At 71.9% G+C, this 17459-nt stretch carries 17 protein-coding genes; 10 read left to right on the forward strand and 7 right to left on the reverse strand.

Annotated elements, in window-relative coordinates; genetic code table 11:
* Positions 1-26 precede the first annotated feature (26 nt).
* The 3 genes from ACFVZW_RS00890 to ACFVZW_RS00900 all read right to left on the reverse strand — a co-directional run bounded on the left by ACFVZW_RS00890 (position 27) and on the right by ACFVZW_RS00900 (position 4214).
* Positions 27-1337, reverse strand: coding sequence for an MFS transporter (locus ACFVZW_RS00890; protein ID WP_384514760.1), 1311 nt, complete (start codon positions 1335-1337; stop codon positions 27-29).
* 125 nt (positions 1338-1462) lie between these two features.
* A complete protein-coding gene (locus ACFVZW_RS00895; RefSeq protein WP_384514763.1) occupies positions 1463-2632 on the reverse strand; it encodes an acyl-CoA dehydrogenase family protein in 1170 nt (389 codons plus the stop codon).
* Positions 2633-2657: 25 nt separating this feature from the next.
* On the reverse strand, positions 2658-4214 hold the full coding sequence (locus tag ACFVZW_RS00900; RefSeq protein ID WP_384514766.1) for a long-chain fatty acid--CoA ligase: 1557 nt from the start codon (positions 4212-4214) through the stop codon (positions 2658-2660).
* A gap of 107 nt (positions 4215-4321) precedes the next feature.
* Here ACFVZW_RS00900 and ACFVZW_RS00905 point away from each other — a divergent pair, with 107 nt between their 5' ends.
* The gene (locus tag ACFVZW_RS00905) at positions 4322-4954 is read left to right on the forward strand and encodes a TetR/AcrR family transcriptional regulator (RefSeq protein ID WP_384514769.1); all 633 of its coding nucleotides are present in this window, start codon (positions 4322-4324) and stop codon (positions 4952-4954) included.
* Positions 4955-5234: 280 nt separating this feature from the next.
* On the opposite strand, the gene ACFVZW_RS00910 is transcribed toward ACFVZW_RS00905, so the two are convergent.
* Entirely contained in the window at positions 5235-5378 is a 144-nt protein-coding gene (locus tag ACFVZW_RS00910; RefSeq protein WP_384514772.1) for a hypothetical protein, read from the reverse strand.
* A gap of 145 nt (positions 5379-5523) precedes the next feature.
* On the opposite strand from ACFVZW_RS00910, the gene ACFVZW_RS00915 reads away from it, so the two are divergent.
* From ACFVZW_RS00915 to ACFVZW_RS00925, 3 genes are all read left to right on the forward strand, one after another.
* Positions 5524-6285: a serine hydrolase domain-containing protein gene (locus ACFVZW_RS00915; RefSeq protein WP_384514775.1), complete on the forward strand. Its 762-nt coding sequence runs from the start codon at positions 5524-5526 to the stop codon at positions 6283-6285.
* Between the two features lie 73 nt (positions 6286-6358).
* Entirely contained in the window at positions 6359-7672 is a 1314-nt protein-coding gene (locus ACFVZW_RS00920) for a diacylglycerol/lipid kinase family protein (protein ID WP_384514777.1), read from the forward strand.
* Between the two features lie 35 nt (positions 7673-7707).
* Positions 7708-8361, forward strand: a complete 654-nt coding sequence (locus ACFVZW_RS00925) for a phosphatase PAP2 family protein (protein ID WP_384515036.1) — start codon at positions 7708-7710, stop codon at positions 8359-8361.
* A gap of 78 nt (positions 8362-8439) precedes the next feature.
* Here the strand turns inward: ACFVZW_RS00925 and ACFVZW_RS00930 are convergent, their stop codons facing one another.
* From ACFVZW_RS00930 to ACFVZW_RS00940, 3 genes are all read right to left on the reverse strand, one after another.
* The gene (locus ACFVZW_RS00930; RefSeq protein WP_384514779.1) at positions 8440-10452 is read right to left on the reverse strand and encodes a protein kinase; all 2013 of its coding nucleotides are present in this window, start codon (positions 10450-10452) and stop codon (positions 8440-8442) included.
* A 90-nt stretch (positions 10453-10542) separates the two neighbouring features.
* The gene (locus tag ACFVZW_RS00935) at positions 10543-11457 is read right to left on the reverse strand and encodes a PaaX family transcriptional regulator C-terminal domain-containing protein (protein WP_384514782.1); all 915 of its coding nucleotides are present in this window, start codon (positions 11455-11457) and stop codon (positions 10543-10545) included.
* Positions 11454-12164: a GNAT family N-acetyltransferase gene (locus ACFVZW_RS00940; protein WP_384514784.1), complete on the reverse strand. Its 711-nt coding sequence runs from the start codon at positions 12162-12164 to the stop codon at positions 11454-11456. The genes ACFVZW_RS00935 and ACFVZW_RS00940 overlap by 4 nt, the downstream gene beginning before the upstream one ends.
* Before the next feature lie 166 nt (positions 12165-12330).
* Between ACFVZW_RS00940 and ACFVZW_RS00945 the strand changes: the two genes are divergently transcribed.
* The 6 genes from ACFVZW_RS00945 to ACFVZW_RS00970 all read left to right on the forward strand — a co-directional run bounded on the left by ACFVZW_RS00945 (position 12331) and on the right by ACFVZW_RS00970 (position 17162).
* Positions 12331-12705 (forward strand): hypothetical protein, encoded by a 375-nt coding sequence (locus ACFVZW_RS00945; RefSeq protein WP_384514787.1) that lies wholly within the window; start codon positions 12331-12333, stop codon positions 12703-12705.
* A 55-nt stretch (positions 12706-12760) separates the two neighbouring features.
* Positions 12761-13156: a PadR family transcriptional regulator gene (locus ACFVZW_RS00950; protein WP_384514789.1), complete on the forward strand. Its 396-nt coding sequence runs from the start codon at positions 12761-12763 to the stop codon at positions 13154-13156.
* Between the two features lie 62 nt (positions 13157-13218).
* Positions 13219-13776, forward strand: coding sequence for a hypothetical protein (locus ACFVZW_RS00955; protein ID WP_384514792.1), 558 nt, complete (start codon positions 13219-13221; stop codon positions 13774-13776).
* A gap of 18 nt (positions 13777-13794) precedes the next feature.
* Positions 13795-14616, forward strand: coding sequence for a maleylpyruvate isomerase family mycothiol-dependent enzyme (locus ACFVZW_RS00960; protein WP_384514795.1), 822 nt, complete (start codon positions 13795-13797; stop codon positions 14614-14616).
* 352 nt (positions 14617-14968) lie between these two features.
* Positions 14969-16753 (forward strand): bifunctional metallophosphatase/5'-nucleotidase, encoded by a 1785-nt coding sequence (locus tag ACFVZW_RS00965; RefSeq protein ID WP_384514797.1) that lies wholly within the window; start codon positions 14969-14971, stop codon positions 16751-16753.
* 109 nt (positions 16754-16862) lie between these two features.
* On the forward strand, positions 16863-17162 hold the full coding sequence (locus ACFVZW_RS00970) for a DUF1876 domain-containing protein (protein WP_362016706.1): 300 nt from the start codon (positions 16863-16865) through the stop codon (positions 17160-17162).
* Positions 17163-17459 lie beyond the last annotated feature (297 nt).

Here is a 17459-nt window from a genome sequence, read left to right on the forward strand (position 1 = left end):
TCCGAACGCAAGGCCGTACGGGGCGCCTACCCCGACGTCTGAGGCCCGCCTACGAGCCCCAGGCGCCGCGCGTCCCGCTCCGGCCGGATCGCCGCGAGGGCGAAGGCGCCTGCCATGAGCATCACCGCACCGGCAGTGAGGAAGGCGGTGGTGTAGCCGGCGGACGGGGTGTCGGCCGCGTCGATGAGATGGCCGGTCAGGAACGGCGCCACGAGTCCCGGCAGGGTGCCGACGCCGGCGACGATGCCGAAGACGGCTCCGCGCTGGGCAGGGGGGACGACCTCGGCGGTCGTCATGTAGTGGAGGGGGATGGCGATCGCGGTGCCGCCGAAGGCAAGCGCGATCAGTACGAGCCGCGGACCGGACACGTCGACGAACGGGAACGCCGCCATCGCGCACCCCGCCCCGCACACGGCGATGCTCTGCACCGCACCGCCGGACCAACGGCTGGTCACCCCCCGGGACTTCAACGCGTCCACGAACGGGGAGACCGCCAGAAGCAGCATCAGCCCGAAGCCGGAGATGACACTGATGGTGGTCGCGGCGGCTTCCGCCGACATGTCCAACTGCGTCCTGAAGTAGGCGGGCAGCCAGGCATGGCTGAGGGACAGCGCCCACGCCGCGCCGAAGGCACTGGAGACGCTGCCGAGCACGGTGCCCGTCAGCAGGATCCTGCGGTAGGGCAGTCCGGGCCCACTGGATTCGGTGGCCATGCGCTTGTGGTCGTACGGGCCGTCGTGGCCGACGCGCCACCACAGCAGTGCCCAGGCCGCGCTGACCGCCGCGAGGACGGCGTAGGCCGAGCGCCAGCCGAATCCCTCGATCAGCCAGGTGACCACGGGTGCCGCGATGAGGGTACCCAGGGCCGCACCGCCGATCTGGAGGGCCGAGGGCAGGCCGCGGCGCTCCGGCGGGAACCACTTGTACAGGGCGTGCATGGACATGGACGCCGCCGGTCCCTCGGCGGCGCCGAGCAGGATACGGCCGGCCATCAGGGTCGGGACCGATGCCAGGAACAGGACCGGGAGTTGGGCCACGGCCCACAGCAGGGTCATGCCGAACAGCAGAACCCGGCTGGAGATCCGGGTGGAGAGGAAGCCGACGAGGAGTCCGGAGAGGCTGAAAAGGAAGTAGAAGGAGCTGGAGACCAGGCCGTAGGTGCTGTTGCTGAGATCGAGTTCCTCCATGATCGGAACGGCGGCGAAGCCGAGGACCGACTTGTCGGCGAAGTTGATGACCATGAAGGTCACGATCATCGCCGTGATGAGCCAGGCTCTGCGGCCGTCATATGCGGGGGCAGCGGTGTGCCGGGACGGCGCGGCGGTACGGGGTGCCATGGGGCGACTCCTGCGGATGCGGGTGGAGCAGGCGGGTCGTACGGGCGGGCGGCGGTCCCCCGTGGCCGCAGGCCCGCTCACCGAAGCGGGGGCCCGCGGCACCGCCCTGGGCACCAAGGGGTCCGTCAGATCAGGCCCTTGGCGATGGCGTTCTTGTGGATCTCGGTGGTTCCCGTGACGATCCGGAACATCCGCAGGGTGCGGAAGATCTGCTCGACCTCGTGGCCGCGGGTCAGGCCGGCCTTGCCGTGGATCTGTACGGCCTGGTCGGCGACGCGGAAGCATGCCTCGGAGGTGAACAGCTTGCACATGTTGGCCTCGACGGAGACGTTGTCGCCACGGTCGGCCGTGGTGGCGGTCGTCATCACCATCGCGCGGGCGGCGTAGATCTCGGTGGCCATCTCGGCGATCTTGTGATGGATGGCCTGGTGGGCGAGGAGCGACTGACCGAAGACGACGCGGTTCACGGCGTACTCCACCGACAGGTCCCAGGCGCGGCGGGCGGCGCCGATGAGGGACGGGCAGTGCAGCAGGCGGTTGAGGGTGATGCGCCCGATACCGATCCGCAGGCCCTGGCCGATCTCACCGAGCAGGTTCGCCGCGGGGATCCGGCAGTCGTCGAAGACGAGGTCGCCCTCCATCTGCTGTCCGGACATGGGGACTTCGCCGTCGAGGACCTGACAGCCGGGGGTGTCCAGGTCGACGAGGAAGGCGCTGTACGCCTCCTCCGAGCCGGCCATGCGGGCGACGACGATCGCGAAGTCCGCGAAGGGGGCCGCGGAGCTGAACACCTTCTTGCCGTTGAGGACGTAGGCATCCCCGTCCGGGGTGGCGGTGGTCGTCATCCGGCGTACGTCGGAGCCGGCGTCCTCCTCCGTGATGGAGAAGCAGCACGCCCGCTCGCCGCGGACGACGGGCAGCAGGTAGCGCTCCAGCTGCTCCTCGGTGGCGTACTTCACGATCGCGCCGACGCGCAGCGGACCGCCCATGTCGCCGAGGACCGAGTGGGAGAGAGCGGCACCGGAGGCGGTCAGCTCCTCCTTCAGAGCGCACAGTTCGTAGAAGCTCAGGCCCTGCCCGCCGAGCTCGGGGGGCAGGCTGATGCCGTAGAAGCCGAGTTCCGCGCTGCGCTTCCAGACGTGTTCGAGGGTGGTGCGGTCGAGCCTGGTCTCCGGGGTGATGCCGTGCTCGCGCTCGTAGGGGATGAGCTCGTCCCGCAGGTAGGCGCGCAGACGGACGACGAGGTCCTGCAGACGCGGGTTGTCGTCGTAGGAGGGTTCGAGGGTGTAGGGCATGGGGTTGTCGTTCCTGTTCGTGGAGTCAGTGGACGCGGCGCTCGGCGCCTGCCCAGTGGCGCTCGCGGATCGCGCGGCGGTCGATCTTGCCGTTGGCGTTGTGCGGCAGCGCGTCGGTGAAGTCGACGGAGCGGGGCTTCTTCATGCGGGCGAGGCGTTCGGCACAGAAGTCGATGAGCTCGGCCTCGGTGAGTACAGCACCGTCCCTGGGGACGACGACGGCCTTGACGGCCTCGCCCCACCGCTCGTCAGGAACGCCGACGACGGCGGCCTCGTAGACGTCGGGGTGCTGGTGCAGGACGGCTTCGACCTCGACGGCGTAGATGTTGAAGCCGCCGGAGATGATCATGTCCTTCTTGCGGTCGACGATGAAGACGTAGCCGTCGGAGCGGCGACGGGCGAGGTCGCCGGTGCAGAACCACCCGTCCCGGAACGTCTCCGCCGTGAGCTCCGGCTCGTTGTGGTACCCGGGGACGACATCGGGCCCGCGGACGGCGATCTCGCCGATCTCCCCGTCGGCGACGGGCTTTCCGCCGTCGTCGACGATGGCGACCTCGGCCTCGGCGAGCGGACGGCCGCAGGACAGCAGCAGCTCCTCGTCCTCGCCCTCGACCGCGCGCCGGTGGTCCTCGGTGGAGAGGAAGAGCACGCCCGAGGTCGTCTCGCCGCAGCCGTACCCCTGGGAGAGCACGGGGCCGAAGAGCTCCCAGGCGGCCCGGATCCGTGCCGGTGACATCGGCGCGGCGCCGTAGATGAGTTGGCGCAGGCTGGTGAGGTCGTAGTCGCGGGCGTTCGGCAGCGCGAGCACCGTGTTGACCATGGTGGGAACGACGAAGGCGTGGGTGGCGCGCTCCCGTTGGACGGTGGCGAGGAACTCCTCGGCGTCCCAGCGCGGCAGCACGATCGCGCAACCGCCGGCGAAGAGGATGCCCATCAGCGGCATTCCGGAGGCATGGGTGACCGGCCCGGCCAGGATCTGCCGGCCCCCGGGACCGACCCTCGTGTCGGGGCCCATCGTCGACTTGCGCAGCAGCGCCAGCCGGTTGCCGTACGTCTGGATCGCCGCCTTGAGCTTGCCGGTGGAGCCGGAGGTGAAGTGCAGGACGGCGATGTCACCCTCACCGCATTCCGTGTCGACCGGCTCCGGCTCGGTGCCCGCGAGGGTCTCGGCATAGCCAGGGCCGAGCGCGCTCGGACCGTCGTAGCCGATGACGGTCTTCACCCCCGAGCCGGGCACCGCCGCGCCGGCGATCTCCAGATGGGCGGCGTCCGTCAGCAGCACCCGTGCGTCGGACTCCGCGAGGAGGTGGGCGACCTCGGCGGCGCCGAGCCTGGCGTTGATCGGCGCGCGGGCCAGGCCCGCTTTGTAGAGGGCGACTTCTGTGACGACCAGTTCCGCGCGATTGGCGGCGAGTGTCGCCACCCGGTCGCCCCGGCTCAGGCCATGCGCGCGCAGCGCCGTCGCGAGCCGGTCGCTGTGGTCGTCGAGTTCCGCGTAGGTCAGCCGGACGGGTCCGCAGACCACGGCCTCGGCGTCGGGTTGGTGGCCGGCAGTCCGGCGTACGTAACGCCCGAGGTTCATCGCACCTCCAGAGATTCCGAACAGTGTGTTCGGTAACAAGCTTGGTGCGCGGCAACGTAAAGGCAGCGTTAGGGTCAGGTCAACGGTTCGGAGGAGAAGGAAACGAAGTGGACATGAAGCCAGCGGGAGACCGCCGCGTCCGCAGGACGCGGGCCGCACTGCGCCAGGCGCTGGTCGAACTCGTCCTGGAGAAGGGATTCCAGGCGATCACGGTCGAGGAGATCACCGAACGCGCCGACGTCGGCCGCGCCACCTTCTACGCGCACTACCGCGACAAGGAAGACCTCCTGGTCGGCATCGTCCGTGACCTCGCGGAGGACCGCGAACGCCTCCTGCCGGCGGTCCGGCAGGCACACGCGGAGGGGTTCACCGGACTGCCGGTGAAGTACATCTTCGAACACGCCGAACAGGAGAAGCCCGTCTACCGGGTCGTCCTGCGGGGCGAGGGTGACGGCCGGGCCCTGCGCGAGTTCACGGACCTCATCTGCGCACACGCCGAGGCGGCCTTCCGTGCGCGGACCGACCAGCTCGCCGTGACGCCGAGGATCCCGCTCGACGTCGTCGCCCGCGCGTGGACCGGCGAACTCATCGGCCTGCTGACCTGGTGGGTGGAGAACGACACCGGGTACAGCGCCGCCGAGATCACCGCCCACCTGCGTGATCTGTCGGTCTACGGCCGGGTCTGGGCGACTGGCCTCGCCCCGTCCGACGCCCCAGGAGCCCTCGACCTCACCCCCTGAACCTCGCGGCCCGCCCGCTTCCCCGACCGACTCTGGTCGAGTTATCAGACACCGTGTACGGTATCGGCCCCAGTAGGCGCATGATCGAACACGATCGACGGAGCGGAGCGGACGCATGACAGGCATTTCCTCGCTGGGTGACCTCGTGTGGGCACGGGGATACACCGATCCCGCCTGGGCCCGACGCCACACGACCTCCGGTCGGGAGCTCGTTCCGAGCCGCCGTGTCTGGCGGGGCTCCGGCAGGGCGTCCACGCTGCCCGCCGCGCGGGCCGGCGCCCTAGACGGCCTCGCGTTCACGGGACCACACGGCCGGTCCCTCTCCCTCACGGAGCTGCTCGCCCGGGCCGAGACCGACGCGCTGCTGGTCATGCACCGCGGCCTCCTCGTACACGAGCAGTACCTCCACGGGTACGAGCCTCATGTCCCGCACTTCAACGCCTCGGCAGCCAAGTCCTACCTCGGCCTCGTCGCCGCGGCCCTCGCCCACGACGGGCAGCTCGACCGCGGCGCCCACGTCGCCACGTACGTCCCCGAGCTCGCCGGCACCGCCTTCGAAAGACGCCCAGGTGGACCACCTCCTCCACATGGGCACCCAGATGAGCTACGCGGGCCGCCCCTACGACAAGGCACTCGAAGCCCAGCGCTACTTCGCCGTCCTCGCCCCCCGACTGCGCCCCTACGGCTACACCGGGCCGGCAACGATCCGCGAACACCTCGCCACCGCCCGGGCGACCGCCGAGCCGGGCACCGAATTCCGCTACGAGAACGGCAACGTCGAAGCCCTCGCCGAGGTCCTGCGCCGCGTCACCGGCACCACCATCTCGGCCCTGCTGTCCGAGATGATCTGGTCCCGCATCGGCGCCGAGGAAGACGCGTACTACCTCCTCGACTCCGAAGGCTCCGAGGCCGCCTGCGGCGGATTCAGCGCCACAGCCCGCGACCTGGCCCGACTCGGCGAGATGATCCGCTGCGGCGGCGCGATCGGCGATCGCCAGATCATCCCCGAGGCGGTCACCTCCACCATCGTCTCCGGTGTCCCCGACGGCTACCCCCGCCGCGTACCCTTCCCCGCCGCACCCACCGACGCGCCCGCGACGCTCTCGTACCACGACCTCTGGTGGATCCCGAACGACCCCTACGGATCCTTCATGGCCAGCGGCATCCACGGCCAGCGCCTCTTCATCTCTCCCGCGCTCGACCTGGTGATCGTCCACTACGCCTCCCAGGTCGTCTCCCCAAACGTCCCTCAGGTCCCCCTCGTCCAGGCGTTCCTCACGATCGGCACCCACCTCCACGGCTGGGACGGCCCGGCCTTGGCGACGAGATAGCGTCTCCCTAACGGCGCCGTCCGGGGAGCCGGACAGGACCGAGTGGGGCAGGCTGGGACAGGAGGTGGTACCGGTGCGTGGTTCCGGACGGCATAGGGGTGCGGCCCGGCTCCTGGCGCGCTGTGCGCTGCTGGCGCTCACGGCGGCGGTCGTCGTGTTGTTCCTGGCGCTGGGTCAGGCTGGGCCGATAGTCCTGCTGACCGGGCTCGGCGGCTTCGTCGTCACCGCCGTGGGGCTGTGGTGGCTGGTCGCCGGCCGGGGACCGCTCCGGCTGCTCGGCGCGCTGCTGGCGGTCGCGGCACCCGTGGGCGTGCTGATCCATTACGTCCAGAAGGGTGTCTGGGGCAACGCGTTGATCGCGCTCGCGCTGTACGCCCTGGCCCTGATCTGCGCCCGGGCCGCGATGCGCGCCACCGGCAAGTCCTACGTGATGCGCGGCAAGACGCGGCCGCAGCCGCGCAGGCCCGTCCTGATCATGAACCCGAAGTCCGGCGGCGGCAAGGTCGGCCGCTTCGGACTCGTGGAGCGCGCTCAGCAGATGGGTGCCACGGTGCATCTGCTCGACACCCAGGGCGGGACCGACGTGGTGGCGCTGGCCCGCGAGGCCGTCGCCGACGGAGCGGATCTGCTCGGGGTGGCGGGCGGTGACGGCACCCAGGCGCTGGTCGCCGGGGTGGCCGCCGAGCACGATCTGCCCTTCCTGGTGATCTCCGCGGGTACGCGCAACCACTTCGCCATGGACCTCGGACTCGACCGTACGGACCCGTCCCGGTGTCTGGACGCCTTGACCGATGGTGAGGAACTCCGGATCGACCTGGGCCTCGTCAGCGGCCGGCCCTTCGTCAACACGGTGTCGTTCGGGGTGTACGCGGACATCGTGCAGCGTCCCGAGTACCGCGATGCGAAGGCGGAGACCATCCTCAACCTCCTGCCCGATCTGCTCCGGGAGAGCAGCCGGCGCCTCGACGCGACCACCGGTGAGAAACAGCTCGCCGGACAGCAGGCGATCCTGGTCACGAACAACCCCTATGCCGCACCGGACTTGATGGCCTCAGGCCTCCGGGCGCGGCTCGACCGCGGGAAGCTCGGTGTGATCGCCCTCCGTGTGGAGGGCGTGGCCCATGCGGCCGACCTCGCCGTGCGCGGACGGCGCTCGCAGGGACTCAACCTCCTGACGGCGCGCCGGGTGGAGGTCACGGCCGGAACCGACACCGTTCCCGTCGCGGTGGACGGTGAGGCACTGACCCTGCCCACGCCCGTCGTCTGTTCCGTTCGTCCGCGTGCCCTGCGCGTCCTCGTGCCGCGCCACCGGCCCGGGACCGTGGCACCGAGCTCGCCCCTGAACTGGCGGTGGGTCACCGCACTCGCCCTGGGACGTGCGCGGTGAGCCCCGCGCGGGAGGAGGACACGAACGGTCCCTCCGTGGGGACGGAGGGGCGGCGCGGGCCCCGGGCTCTGCGGCGGACCGTCGCTGCCGCGCTCCACGACCTGCGCGTCGTCGACGGCGCCGTGTACGCGGCGGTGGCCGCGACCCCCACGCCCACGCTCGACACGGGGCTGCGGCGGCTGTCCACGGCGGCCGACCACTCCAAGATCTCCCTCACGGTCGCCGCCGCGCTCGCCGTCGTCCCCGGTCGCCCCCGACGGGCGGCGCTCGCGGGGGTCGGGGCGATCGCCGTGGCCTCGGCCGTGGCCAATCTGGTCGGCAAGCGTGTGGTCCGCCGGAGGCGTCCCGACCGGGAGGCGGCCCGGGTGGCCGTCGGCCGGCACGTCCCCATGCCGGCCTCCGCCTCGTTCCCTTCCGGACACACCGCGTCGGCCGTCGCGTTCGCCACCGCCGTCGGAGTCGTCCTGCCCGTGGCCGCGGTACCGCTCGGAGTGCTGGCGAGCGCCGTCGGCTACTCCCGCGTGCACACCGGCGTGCACTACCCCGGCGATGTGGCCGCGGGCGCGGTCCTCGGCGTCGCGAGCGCGGCCACGGTGCTTGCCGTCGGGGCCTCCTGGACCGCGGTCCGGCCCGCGGACGGGACGGCGCTCGTCCACGGCGGCCTGGTGGGCCGACTGGGCATCGCGTGAGGGAGCGGGCCCGCCCGCCGAAGCCGTCGCCGAGGCCAGTGGATCTTCTCGGCGCAGGGCGCCGACCGGTGCCGTCGGTCAGCCACCCACCGGATTCACCGCGTCGCGCCAGACCTTGACGTCCACCGTGATGTAGTCGGTCGTGCCGGGCGACGGCGCGGTGCCCCGGAAGGTGATGAGGCCGACGTGGCCGGTGCCGCTGATCAGGCACAGCCGGTCGCCGACGGCGAGGTCCCTGACCCATACGCACTTCTCGCTGCCGGTCTGGGCGAGACACGACTGCAGCGTCCCCGCGGCGCGGGGCGCGAGCCGGGTCAGCTGGCTGCGGCTGGTGGAGCCGGGGGCCACGACGGCGCCGGAGGAGTACACCGCGTAGGTGAGGTCCTCGTCGATGGTGCCCGCGTCCGCCTTGGCCCGTACGGGACGGTCGGCCAGGTACAGGTCCTGCTTGGTCCTCATGCGAATGCCGCCGTACGTGGTGGCGGGCGGCTGCGGGGCCGTGGTGGCCGACGGCTTGCTGGAGGCGGCCGGCGGACGGGACGCCGTCGGCTCGGCCGAGGCGGGAGGAGTGGTGTGGGGGGCGGACGGGGACGAGGACGCCGACGTGGACGCCTCCGGGCTCTTCGACGGCGGCGCCGACGGCCCACCGGTACCGGTCGGGTGCTGCTCGGCCGTCGGGCTCGACGCCTGCCCCACCTGACCCTTCGCCTCGTCGGCCTGCTCGCCTGGGCGCAGGACGCCCGACAGGAACAGCGCCCCGGTGACCGTGGCGGCGGTCAGGACGACCGCCCCGGCCGTGACCAGCCCCCGCCGCTTGGTACGGCGCCGGGGCTCGGGGCCCAGACGACCGGGACCGGTCGGCGCGGAGTACGGCGAGACGCCGGGGGAGGCCGGTCCGCCGAACGCACCGGCGGGGAGGCCCGCGGCGGGGCCGGGCATCGGCACACCGGGGGAGGGCGGACCGAAGGTGCCGGCGGTCCGGCCGCCCGGGACAGGGGCCGCGCCGGGTTGCGGGGCCGCGCCCTGGTGGGGGAGGCGCAGGGCCATCGTGTCGTCCGGCGCGGGCGCCGACGGGGCCTGCTCCGACTGCGATTGCTCCGACCGCGACGGCGCCGACGGCGACCGCTCCGCCCGCTCGGGCTCCGGCCGAGGCTCGTGGACGGCGTGTCGGGCGAGCTGCCCGGCCACCGACGCCGGCAGCCAGCTCTCGGAGCGACGCAGACCGCCGTCCGGGTCGGCGGCGGCGCACAGCCGGATGACGTCGGCCGGGGTGAGCCGCTCGGAGGCCACCTTGTGCAGGCAACCTGCGACCAACTCGCTTATCTTATCCGGGAGTTCACCGAGCTGCGGCTGCTCGTGCACGATGCGGTACAGGATCCCGTGCGAGGGTCCGTCACCGAAGGCGCCCACGCCGGTCGCGGCGAACGCCGCTATCTGGCCGAGCGCGAACACGTCGGCCGCCCCGGTGATCTCACCGCCGAGCGCCTGTTCGGGTGCCATGAAGGCGGGCGTCCCGATGGCGGACCCGCTGTGGGTCAGGGCGGTGGCGTCCGCCGCACGCGCCACGCCGAAGTCGATGACCCGGGGCCCGTCGAGGGCGAGCAGGACGTTCGACGGCTTGAGGTCGCGGTGCACGATCCCGGCCCGATGGATGTCCTGGAGCGCCTCCGCGACCCCCGCCGTCAGCAGCAGCACCGTGGACATGGGCAGCGGACCGTGCCGCCTGACGGCTTCGGCGAGGGAGGGCCCGGGCACGTAGGCGGTGGCGAGCCAGGGCGTGGGGCCCTCCGTGTCGCTGTCGAGGACGGGCGCGGTGCACACACCCTGGACACGACGGGCGTTGGTGACCTCCTGGCGGAACCGCTCGCGGAAGTCGGGGTCGTCGGCCAGCTCCGGACGGATGACCTTCACGGCGACGGGTCGCCCGCCGGGCGTGTACGAGAGGTAGACGCGCCCCATGCCGCCGGCCCCGAGCCGCGCGACGAGCCGGTAGGCCCCGACCGTGCGCGGATCGTCGTCCCCGAGCGGCTGGAACGTGCCCGAACTCGTCCCCGTACCCGTCTGCACGTTCCCGACTCCCGTGGTGCTCAACTGTCCGCCGTATGACTGGCGGAAACCCTAGCGGTGTTCGAACAGCCGTTGAGTCGGAGGGTCGTACCCGGCGGATGCCTGCCGGCCCCGTCATACGCGGAACGCGTCGCTGTAGAGCTCGAAGAGACGCGGCAAGGGACGGGGGGCGCCGCGGGCCCCGCGGGTGGTGGGCGTGGAGCGGGCGTCGAGCAGGGCGGTCCAGCACGAGGCGGTCAGCTCGCGGGCACGGCTGCCGGGCCATGGTCGGGGGAGGAGCTCGGGTGGCAGGAGCGGATCGGGGTGCATGGCGCCCGCGAACTCGGCGGCCAGTTCCACGGCCATGGTCAGTCGTTCGGCGTCCGACGACTCGACTGCGCCGTCCAGGCGGTCGAGGCAGGAGGCGGCGAAGGCGGCGAGCCGTTCGTGGCGGGCGGCGATCTCGCCGAGCGGCCACAGCGCGGCCGCCAGAGCCGGCCCGTCGCCCATGTCGCCGACGCGGAGGTCCGTACTGGTGAGGAAAGTGACGGAGCCGTGTACGCCGAGGTGGCGGGCGTGGGTCTCGACCAGCTTGTCGATGGGGTTGGCGCTGACGTACAGGCCGTTCTGGACGGGGGCTGCGCCCAGGTGGAGCAGGGTGTCGCGCAGCGTGTCGCGGGCCGCTCTGCTGGATTCGGGGATGGCGAAGGCGAACAGATGCCAGGTGCCGTCCCACGGTGCCAGCCCCCGGTCCTGACGGTACGCGTGACGGACATGGGCCGCGTCGGGCGCGAGGGAGCCGGTGACGTCGGCGACGGCCCGGATCGCGGCCTTGCGCCCACGGCCTTCGTGGGTGAACCGGCCCTCGGCGACGAGGCGTTTGACGCAGAGACGGACCTGCTGGTCGGTCATGCCGAGGAGGCCGGCCACGGTGTACAGCTCCTCGGCGTCGACGGTGGCGTCCGCGCGGACGAGGGCGTGCACCAGCAGCCGTGTGGAGACCTCCGGCTTCGGGACGAGTGCGGCGGGCGTGGAGCGGTCGTTGCTCATCGGGCCTCTTCGTCCCCCGTTCCGGCGGGCTCGTCGGCGGTACGGCCCGTAGCGGCGGCGTCATCGCTACCGGGACCGGCACCGGTGGCGCCGGCGTACGCGCGATCGGCGGCCGTGACGGGTCGGTGCATCGTGGTGACGGCGCCGAAGCCCAGCAGTCGGCGCAGGTAGGGCGTCCGCTCGGTGTGAACGGCCTTGAAGCCGTGGCGTTCGTACAGGGCGCGGGCCCGCGGGTTGACGTCGATCACGTCCAGCCGGATCCGGCGGCAGCCGTTCGCGGCGGCCACGGCGGCGATCTCGCGCAGCAGCAGGCTGCCGATCCCGGTGCCGCGCTGTCCCGGGTCGACCGCGATGCCGTCCATGAGGAGTTCACCCTTGGCGGGTGTGCGGTCGAGGAGGGCGAGCAGCGCCAGCCGTGGCAGACCGGCGAGATGCCCGTACGCGGACAGGACGTCCCGCGCCCCGCCGCCCGTCAGTCCACGGCCGCCCAGTTTGTACCCGGCCACGCCGACCACCCGCCCGTCGACCAGCGCGGTGATGCCGCGGTCGCGGTGGAGATGGGCGGAGAGGAAGGACTTCGCCTTGGCGGGGGGATCGAGCGCGGGGCCGAGCTTGCGCCCGAACGCCTCCCAGTAGATCTCGACGACCTGCCGTTCCGCCCCGTGGGGCACTTCCTGGCGTATCTCGTACGATTCCCGGCTTCGCATCGAGCCTCCACTTGTCGGCGGGGCGGGGGCGATCGCTCCAACCCGAGCGATCTGATCGGAAACGTTCGTACCGGCTACGAGCGTATCAGGATCGAGCGATCTACTCGGTTCGATCTGAGTAGCCGACCCGAGGCGACGTGAATTCAGGGTGCATAGGCTCCGTGTCATGAGTTCTGATCAACACGTCGCCGCCGGCGTGCGCGACCGCCTGGCCGAAGACGCGGCGGAGTCCGGTGCGAGGCGCCCGGCGCGCGTGACCGGTGTCGCGTCGCTGCTCCTCGGCCTCGGTGCCGTGGCCATGGGCGGCTTCCCCTGGCTGCCCGAGGCCGTCCCGCCGATGGTCCGGTACTTCCCGCTGTACCTGATCATCCCCCTCGGCATCTGCGCGATCGTCGCCGGGGTCAACGTGCTGCGCGTCAAGGGAGGGGTCGCCGTCGGCGCCCGACGCCGCGCATGGGCAGGAACCGCCCTGGGTGTGGTGGCCGTCGTGGTGCCGATCGCCGTGGTTCTGTGGGGCATCGTGATGCTCGGCGCTCACTGAGTCCGGACCCGGAGTTTCTTGTGGTGCAAGGTAGTCCGTGACTATCATGCACCGCATGACAAAGGAGCTGTCGACGGCCGGTGACCAACGGCGCAGCCAGCTTCTGCGGGGTGTCCTCGATCTCTGCCTGCTCTCACTCATCGCCGAACGGCCCCGTTACGGCTACGAGTTCGTGGAGGCGCTGACCGAGAGCGGGCTCGAGCTCGTGAGCGAGGGCAGCATCTACCCGCTGCTGGCGAGGATGGAGCGCGCGGGGCTCGTCGAGTCGTACCGCGCCCCGTCGTCCAGCGGCGGGGCTCCGCGCAAGTACTACCGGCTGTCCGAGGCAGGCCGGGCCGAGCTGCACCATGGGAGGGCGGTGTGGCGGGAGTTCGCCACACAAGCCGACCGGATTGTCGCCGGCACGGCCGGCGCGACGGGGACGGCCGAGGCCGTCGGGACGCAGCCGTGAACCGGGACGAAGCAGCCGACCGTGAAGACCGAGACCGAACGACCCACCGGGGGAACGACACCATGACGAACGAGCGCGTGCTCGCGGTCTGCCGCACCAACTGGGAGTACCGGGGCATCGACGACGCCTCCGTCCGCGAGATGCTCGCCGAACTCACCGCCCACCTGGAGGACGCCGCGGCGTCCGGCCGCACCCCGCAGGACGTCGTCGGCCGGGACGTCAAGGCCTTCGCCGCGTCCTGGGCCAGGGCGCGGATGCCGCTGCACCGGCGGGTGCTGAGGATGGCGGCGCTGATTCCGTTCGTCGTCGGCACGCTGCTGCTGTGCTCGCACCTCATCGGCTGGACGACGGTCGTGGACATCAGCGCGGGGCGGCTGGCCTTCTGGCTGAGCATCGGCGTCGTCACCGTCGTGCTCGAACTGCGCCGAGGTTCCCTCGGCTTCCGCAAGGGCTGGGTCGTGGCGCTCGTCGTCGGACTTCCGGTCCTCTTCCTCATGGACGACCTGGCCGGGGACAGGACGCTGCTCGCTCTGCCGTTGTGGGGCACCGCCCTGCTCATGCTGCCGGGCATCGCGTACCTTGTCGCCGAACGGCGCGCCAAGCGGCCGAAGGAGTCCTGAGCCGAGGGGAAGACGAGCGTGGAGACAGTGCCGGACGGTCGGTCGTGGGGCGTGCTGCCCGAAGGGCTCGCCGAGGCGATACGCGGAACAGCCGCGGACATCGCCGACGTGCTGCGCGAGGCCACCGACACCGGGCTGCCCGTACCCCGGTCCACCTGGACCGTCGGGGAGGCCGCCGCCCACCTGGCGCAGGCCAACGAGCTGATGGCGGCGATCGCCGCGGGGCACGCGCGCACCCACGGCGACGGAACCCCGCAGAGCCTGGCGGCGGCCAACGAAGTGGTCCTCGCGGCCTTCGACGAGCGGGGGGCCGGGCCCCTCGCCGAGATGATCACCGAGCGGGCGGACGCCTTCCTCGCGGCGATCGAGGAACGCGCCCCCGAGGAGGTCCTCGACACGCCCCTGGGCCCGATGGGGCCCGCCGTGCTCGGCTCGTACCTGCTCACGCACATGCTGGGACACGGCTACGACCTGGCGCTGGCCCTCGGCAGGCCCCACATGCTCGACCGGGCCCGGGTCGAGCTGACGCTCCCGTTCATGATCACCGCCATGCCGAGGGTCGTCGATCCCACCGCCGTGGACGGCCTCACCGCACGCTTCGCCGTGCGCCTGTGGGGCGGTGCCCGCTTCGGCGTGACCGTCGCCGACAGCGCGGTGCGGGCCACCGCCGAGCCGCCGGCGCGGCCGGACTGCACGATCCTCACCGAGCCGGTCGCCTTCCTGCTGCTCGGCCTCGGGCGGACCGACCCATGGGGCGTCATCGCCACCGGGCGGGCGCTCAGCTGGGGACGCAAGCCCTGGCTCGGCCCCCGCTTCCCCCGCCTCTTCACCGCCCCCTGACGGAATCCTCGGGACTCCGCCCGCGCGCGCCTGGAACGGCGCGCCTGCGGGACCGGATCACCGTGGCGCGGCGCGCGATCGACGACCTGGAGTCGGCTCTCTCGTCCCTGCCGCCACCGCGCGCTCACCCGCGCGTGGACGAACGGCCCATCGTCGACGAGACCCGATTTCGGGCCTGAGACCACGGCAGTTGGGCCTCCGGACAACCTGCGTTCCGGTTGTCCGCACACCTGGCCGCGCTTCGCTGAAGCGGTCATTCCCCATGCCTTGGAGCGCAGTGCGACGTTCATGGCCATGACATCGGACGGAGCTGAGATGAGTTTGCTCGTCCCACTCCGAAGGAGTCATCGCCTTGAGAAACGTCCTTCGCCGGATCGGCGTCATCGCCGCGGGCACCGCCCTCTTCGGCGGCGCGCTGTCCGTCTCACCGGCCGCCGCAGACGACACTGTCGATGTCCAACTCCTCAGCATCACCGACTTCCACGGCTACCTCCAGCCGCCCACCGCCGCACAGGGCGGAACCATCCCCGCGGGCCGCGGTACCTCGGTCACCGTCGGCGGCGCCGCCTATCTCGCGACCCACCTCAAGCAGTTGCGGTCGGGCCACCCCAACTCCGTCTTCTTCGCCACCGGTGACAGCTTCGCCGGCTGGCCCTTCGAAGTGGACGCCTTCCAGGACGAGCCGACGATCGAGGTCCTCAACAAGCTGGGCCTGCGCTTCTCGGCGGTGGGCAACCACGAACTGGACGTGTCCCCGGACTTCCTCGTCAAGCACATCGAAGATGGCCAGTGCTTCGGCAAGGTCGACGTGGACAGCTGCTTCACGGACTCCACCGGACGCCGCTTCCACGGGGCCGACTTCGACTTCCAGTCCGGCAACATCGTCTCCTCGCAGACGGGTCGCCCGATCGTGGATCCGTACCGTATCGAGTGGTTCAGCGCCCCCGGCGGGAAGCGCGTCCCGGTCGGCTTCATCAGCACCACGCTGGAAGCCTCCGTCACCGGCTCGACGTCCTACCAGCCGCAACTGCGCGCCCTCGACCAGGCGCAGACCATCGAGCGCTACACCAGTGAGCTCAAGCGACGCGGGGTCGAGGCCATCGTCCTCAACGTGCACGAAGGCGGTTCGCCGAAGTCCGCCACGACCTCCGGCTACAACGAGTGCGACTCCGCCTACGGGCCGGTGATCGAACTGGCGAAGAAGGTCACGCCCGAGATCGACGCGGTGGTCACCGGAGACTGGCACTCCCGCTTCAACTGCATGGTGCCCGACCCGGCCGGCGTGCCGCGCCCGGTCGTGGAAGCCGGCAATCACGGCGCACTGATCAGCGAGATCAACCTGTCCCTCGATCCGAGGACGGGCGAGGTGCTGAGGAACCGCACCCGGTCCGTCAACCATGCGGTGACGCGCAACGTGGCGCCGGACCGCGACGTCCAGAAGATCGCCGACTACTGGTCCGCGCGCGGCGCCCAGCGCTCCGCCGAACCGCTCGCCAAGCAGACCGGCTCCTTCACCCGCACGCCGAACGCCGCGGGCGAGAGCACGGCGGCCGACCTGTACGCCGACGTGCAGTACTGGAACGCCAACCGCACCCGGCAGGGGCAGGCCGATCTCGCCCTGATCGCTGCGCGCCCCGCCAAGGGCAGCAACGCCGTACGCGGCGACCTGCCGTACGCCAAGGGAAGCCTCCCCGGCGACGCGGACGGCCGCGTCCTGTTCGGCGAGTCGTGGAGCGTCTACGGCTACGGCAATCCGGTCCTCACCGTCGGAGTGAAGGGACGTCAGCTGGAGGCGATCCTCGAGCAGCAGTGGCAGAAGCAGGCCGACGGGACGGTGAAGGCCGCCCCGCTCGCGGTGTCCCGCAACGTCTCGTACGCGTACAACCCGGCGCGGCCGGCCGGCGACCGCGTGTCGCCCCGCGACGTGCTGATCAACGGCAAGCCGCTGGACCCCGCACGCACCTACCGGGTGGCCGCGCTCGCGTACACCGTCATCGGAGCCGACGGTTACAGCGCCTTCGCCGGCTACACCACCCCCGTCCGCAACGGCGCCGACCACGAGAGCTTCGTGGACTACCTCAGGGCCCACAAGACGATCTCCCCGGCCCCCCGGAACCGCGTCCGCGTCAAGAGCTGACGCGATCGGCCGCCCGTCGCCGCGCGCCCCCGCGCGCGGCGATGGATCCTGGGAGTAGGAAGGGACGCACGGCGGTCTCACGCGTCCCGACGGTGCGAGGAGGCAGACCATGACACGGACCCTTGAGTGGACGGTCGGCCTGGAACTGGTCGAAGAGGACGGCAGGACCAAGGCCGAGGCGCATCTGAACACTGGCACGTCGACCCTCACCGGCCACGGCAGCGCACGGTGCAACCCGTCGGACGTGGACGTACCGGCCATCGGCGACGAGCTCGCCGCGAGCCGGGCCATGAAGGACCTGGCAGGCCAGCTGATGCGAGAGGCCAACCGTGAGATGGAAGCGGTGGGCGCGGGGACCGTACCCCAGCACACCGGTCCCGGATACGGCTGGCCCGAGGCGGTCTCCTGACGGGACCGCCGGACCGGGGCCCGCGGGGGCCCCGCCCCCGGCCCCCCCGCGGGCCACCCCCGCCCCCCCAACCCCGAACCGCCCGCGGCCCCGGCCCCGCGGCGGCCGCCCCCCCCACCGCTGTGTGTCCGGCCGGGCGTCCGGCCCTCCGGGGACAGGTCCGGAATGCGGGCGGACGGGCTTTCCCGGCCGTGGTCGAGAGCTCCGGGTGACAGGCCCGGAAGTGGGGCCCCCCGCCGGGGGGGGGGCGCCCCGCGGGGGGCCCCCCCCCACCACCCGCGACGCGCTGGGGCGCGG

Origin of the sequence: Streptomyces sp. NPDC059567, from assembly GCF_042735655.1 — a bacterium.
Classification (GTDB): domain Bacteria; phylum Actinomycetota; class Actinomycetes; order Streptomycetales; family Streptomycetaceae; genus Streptomyces.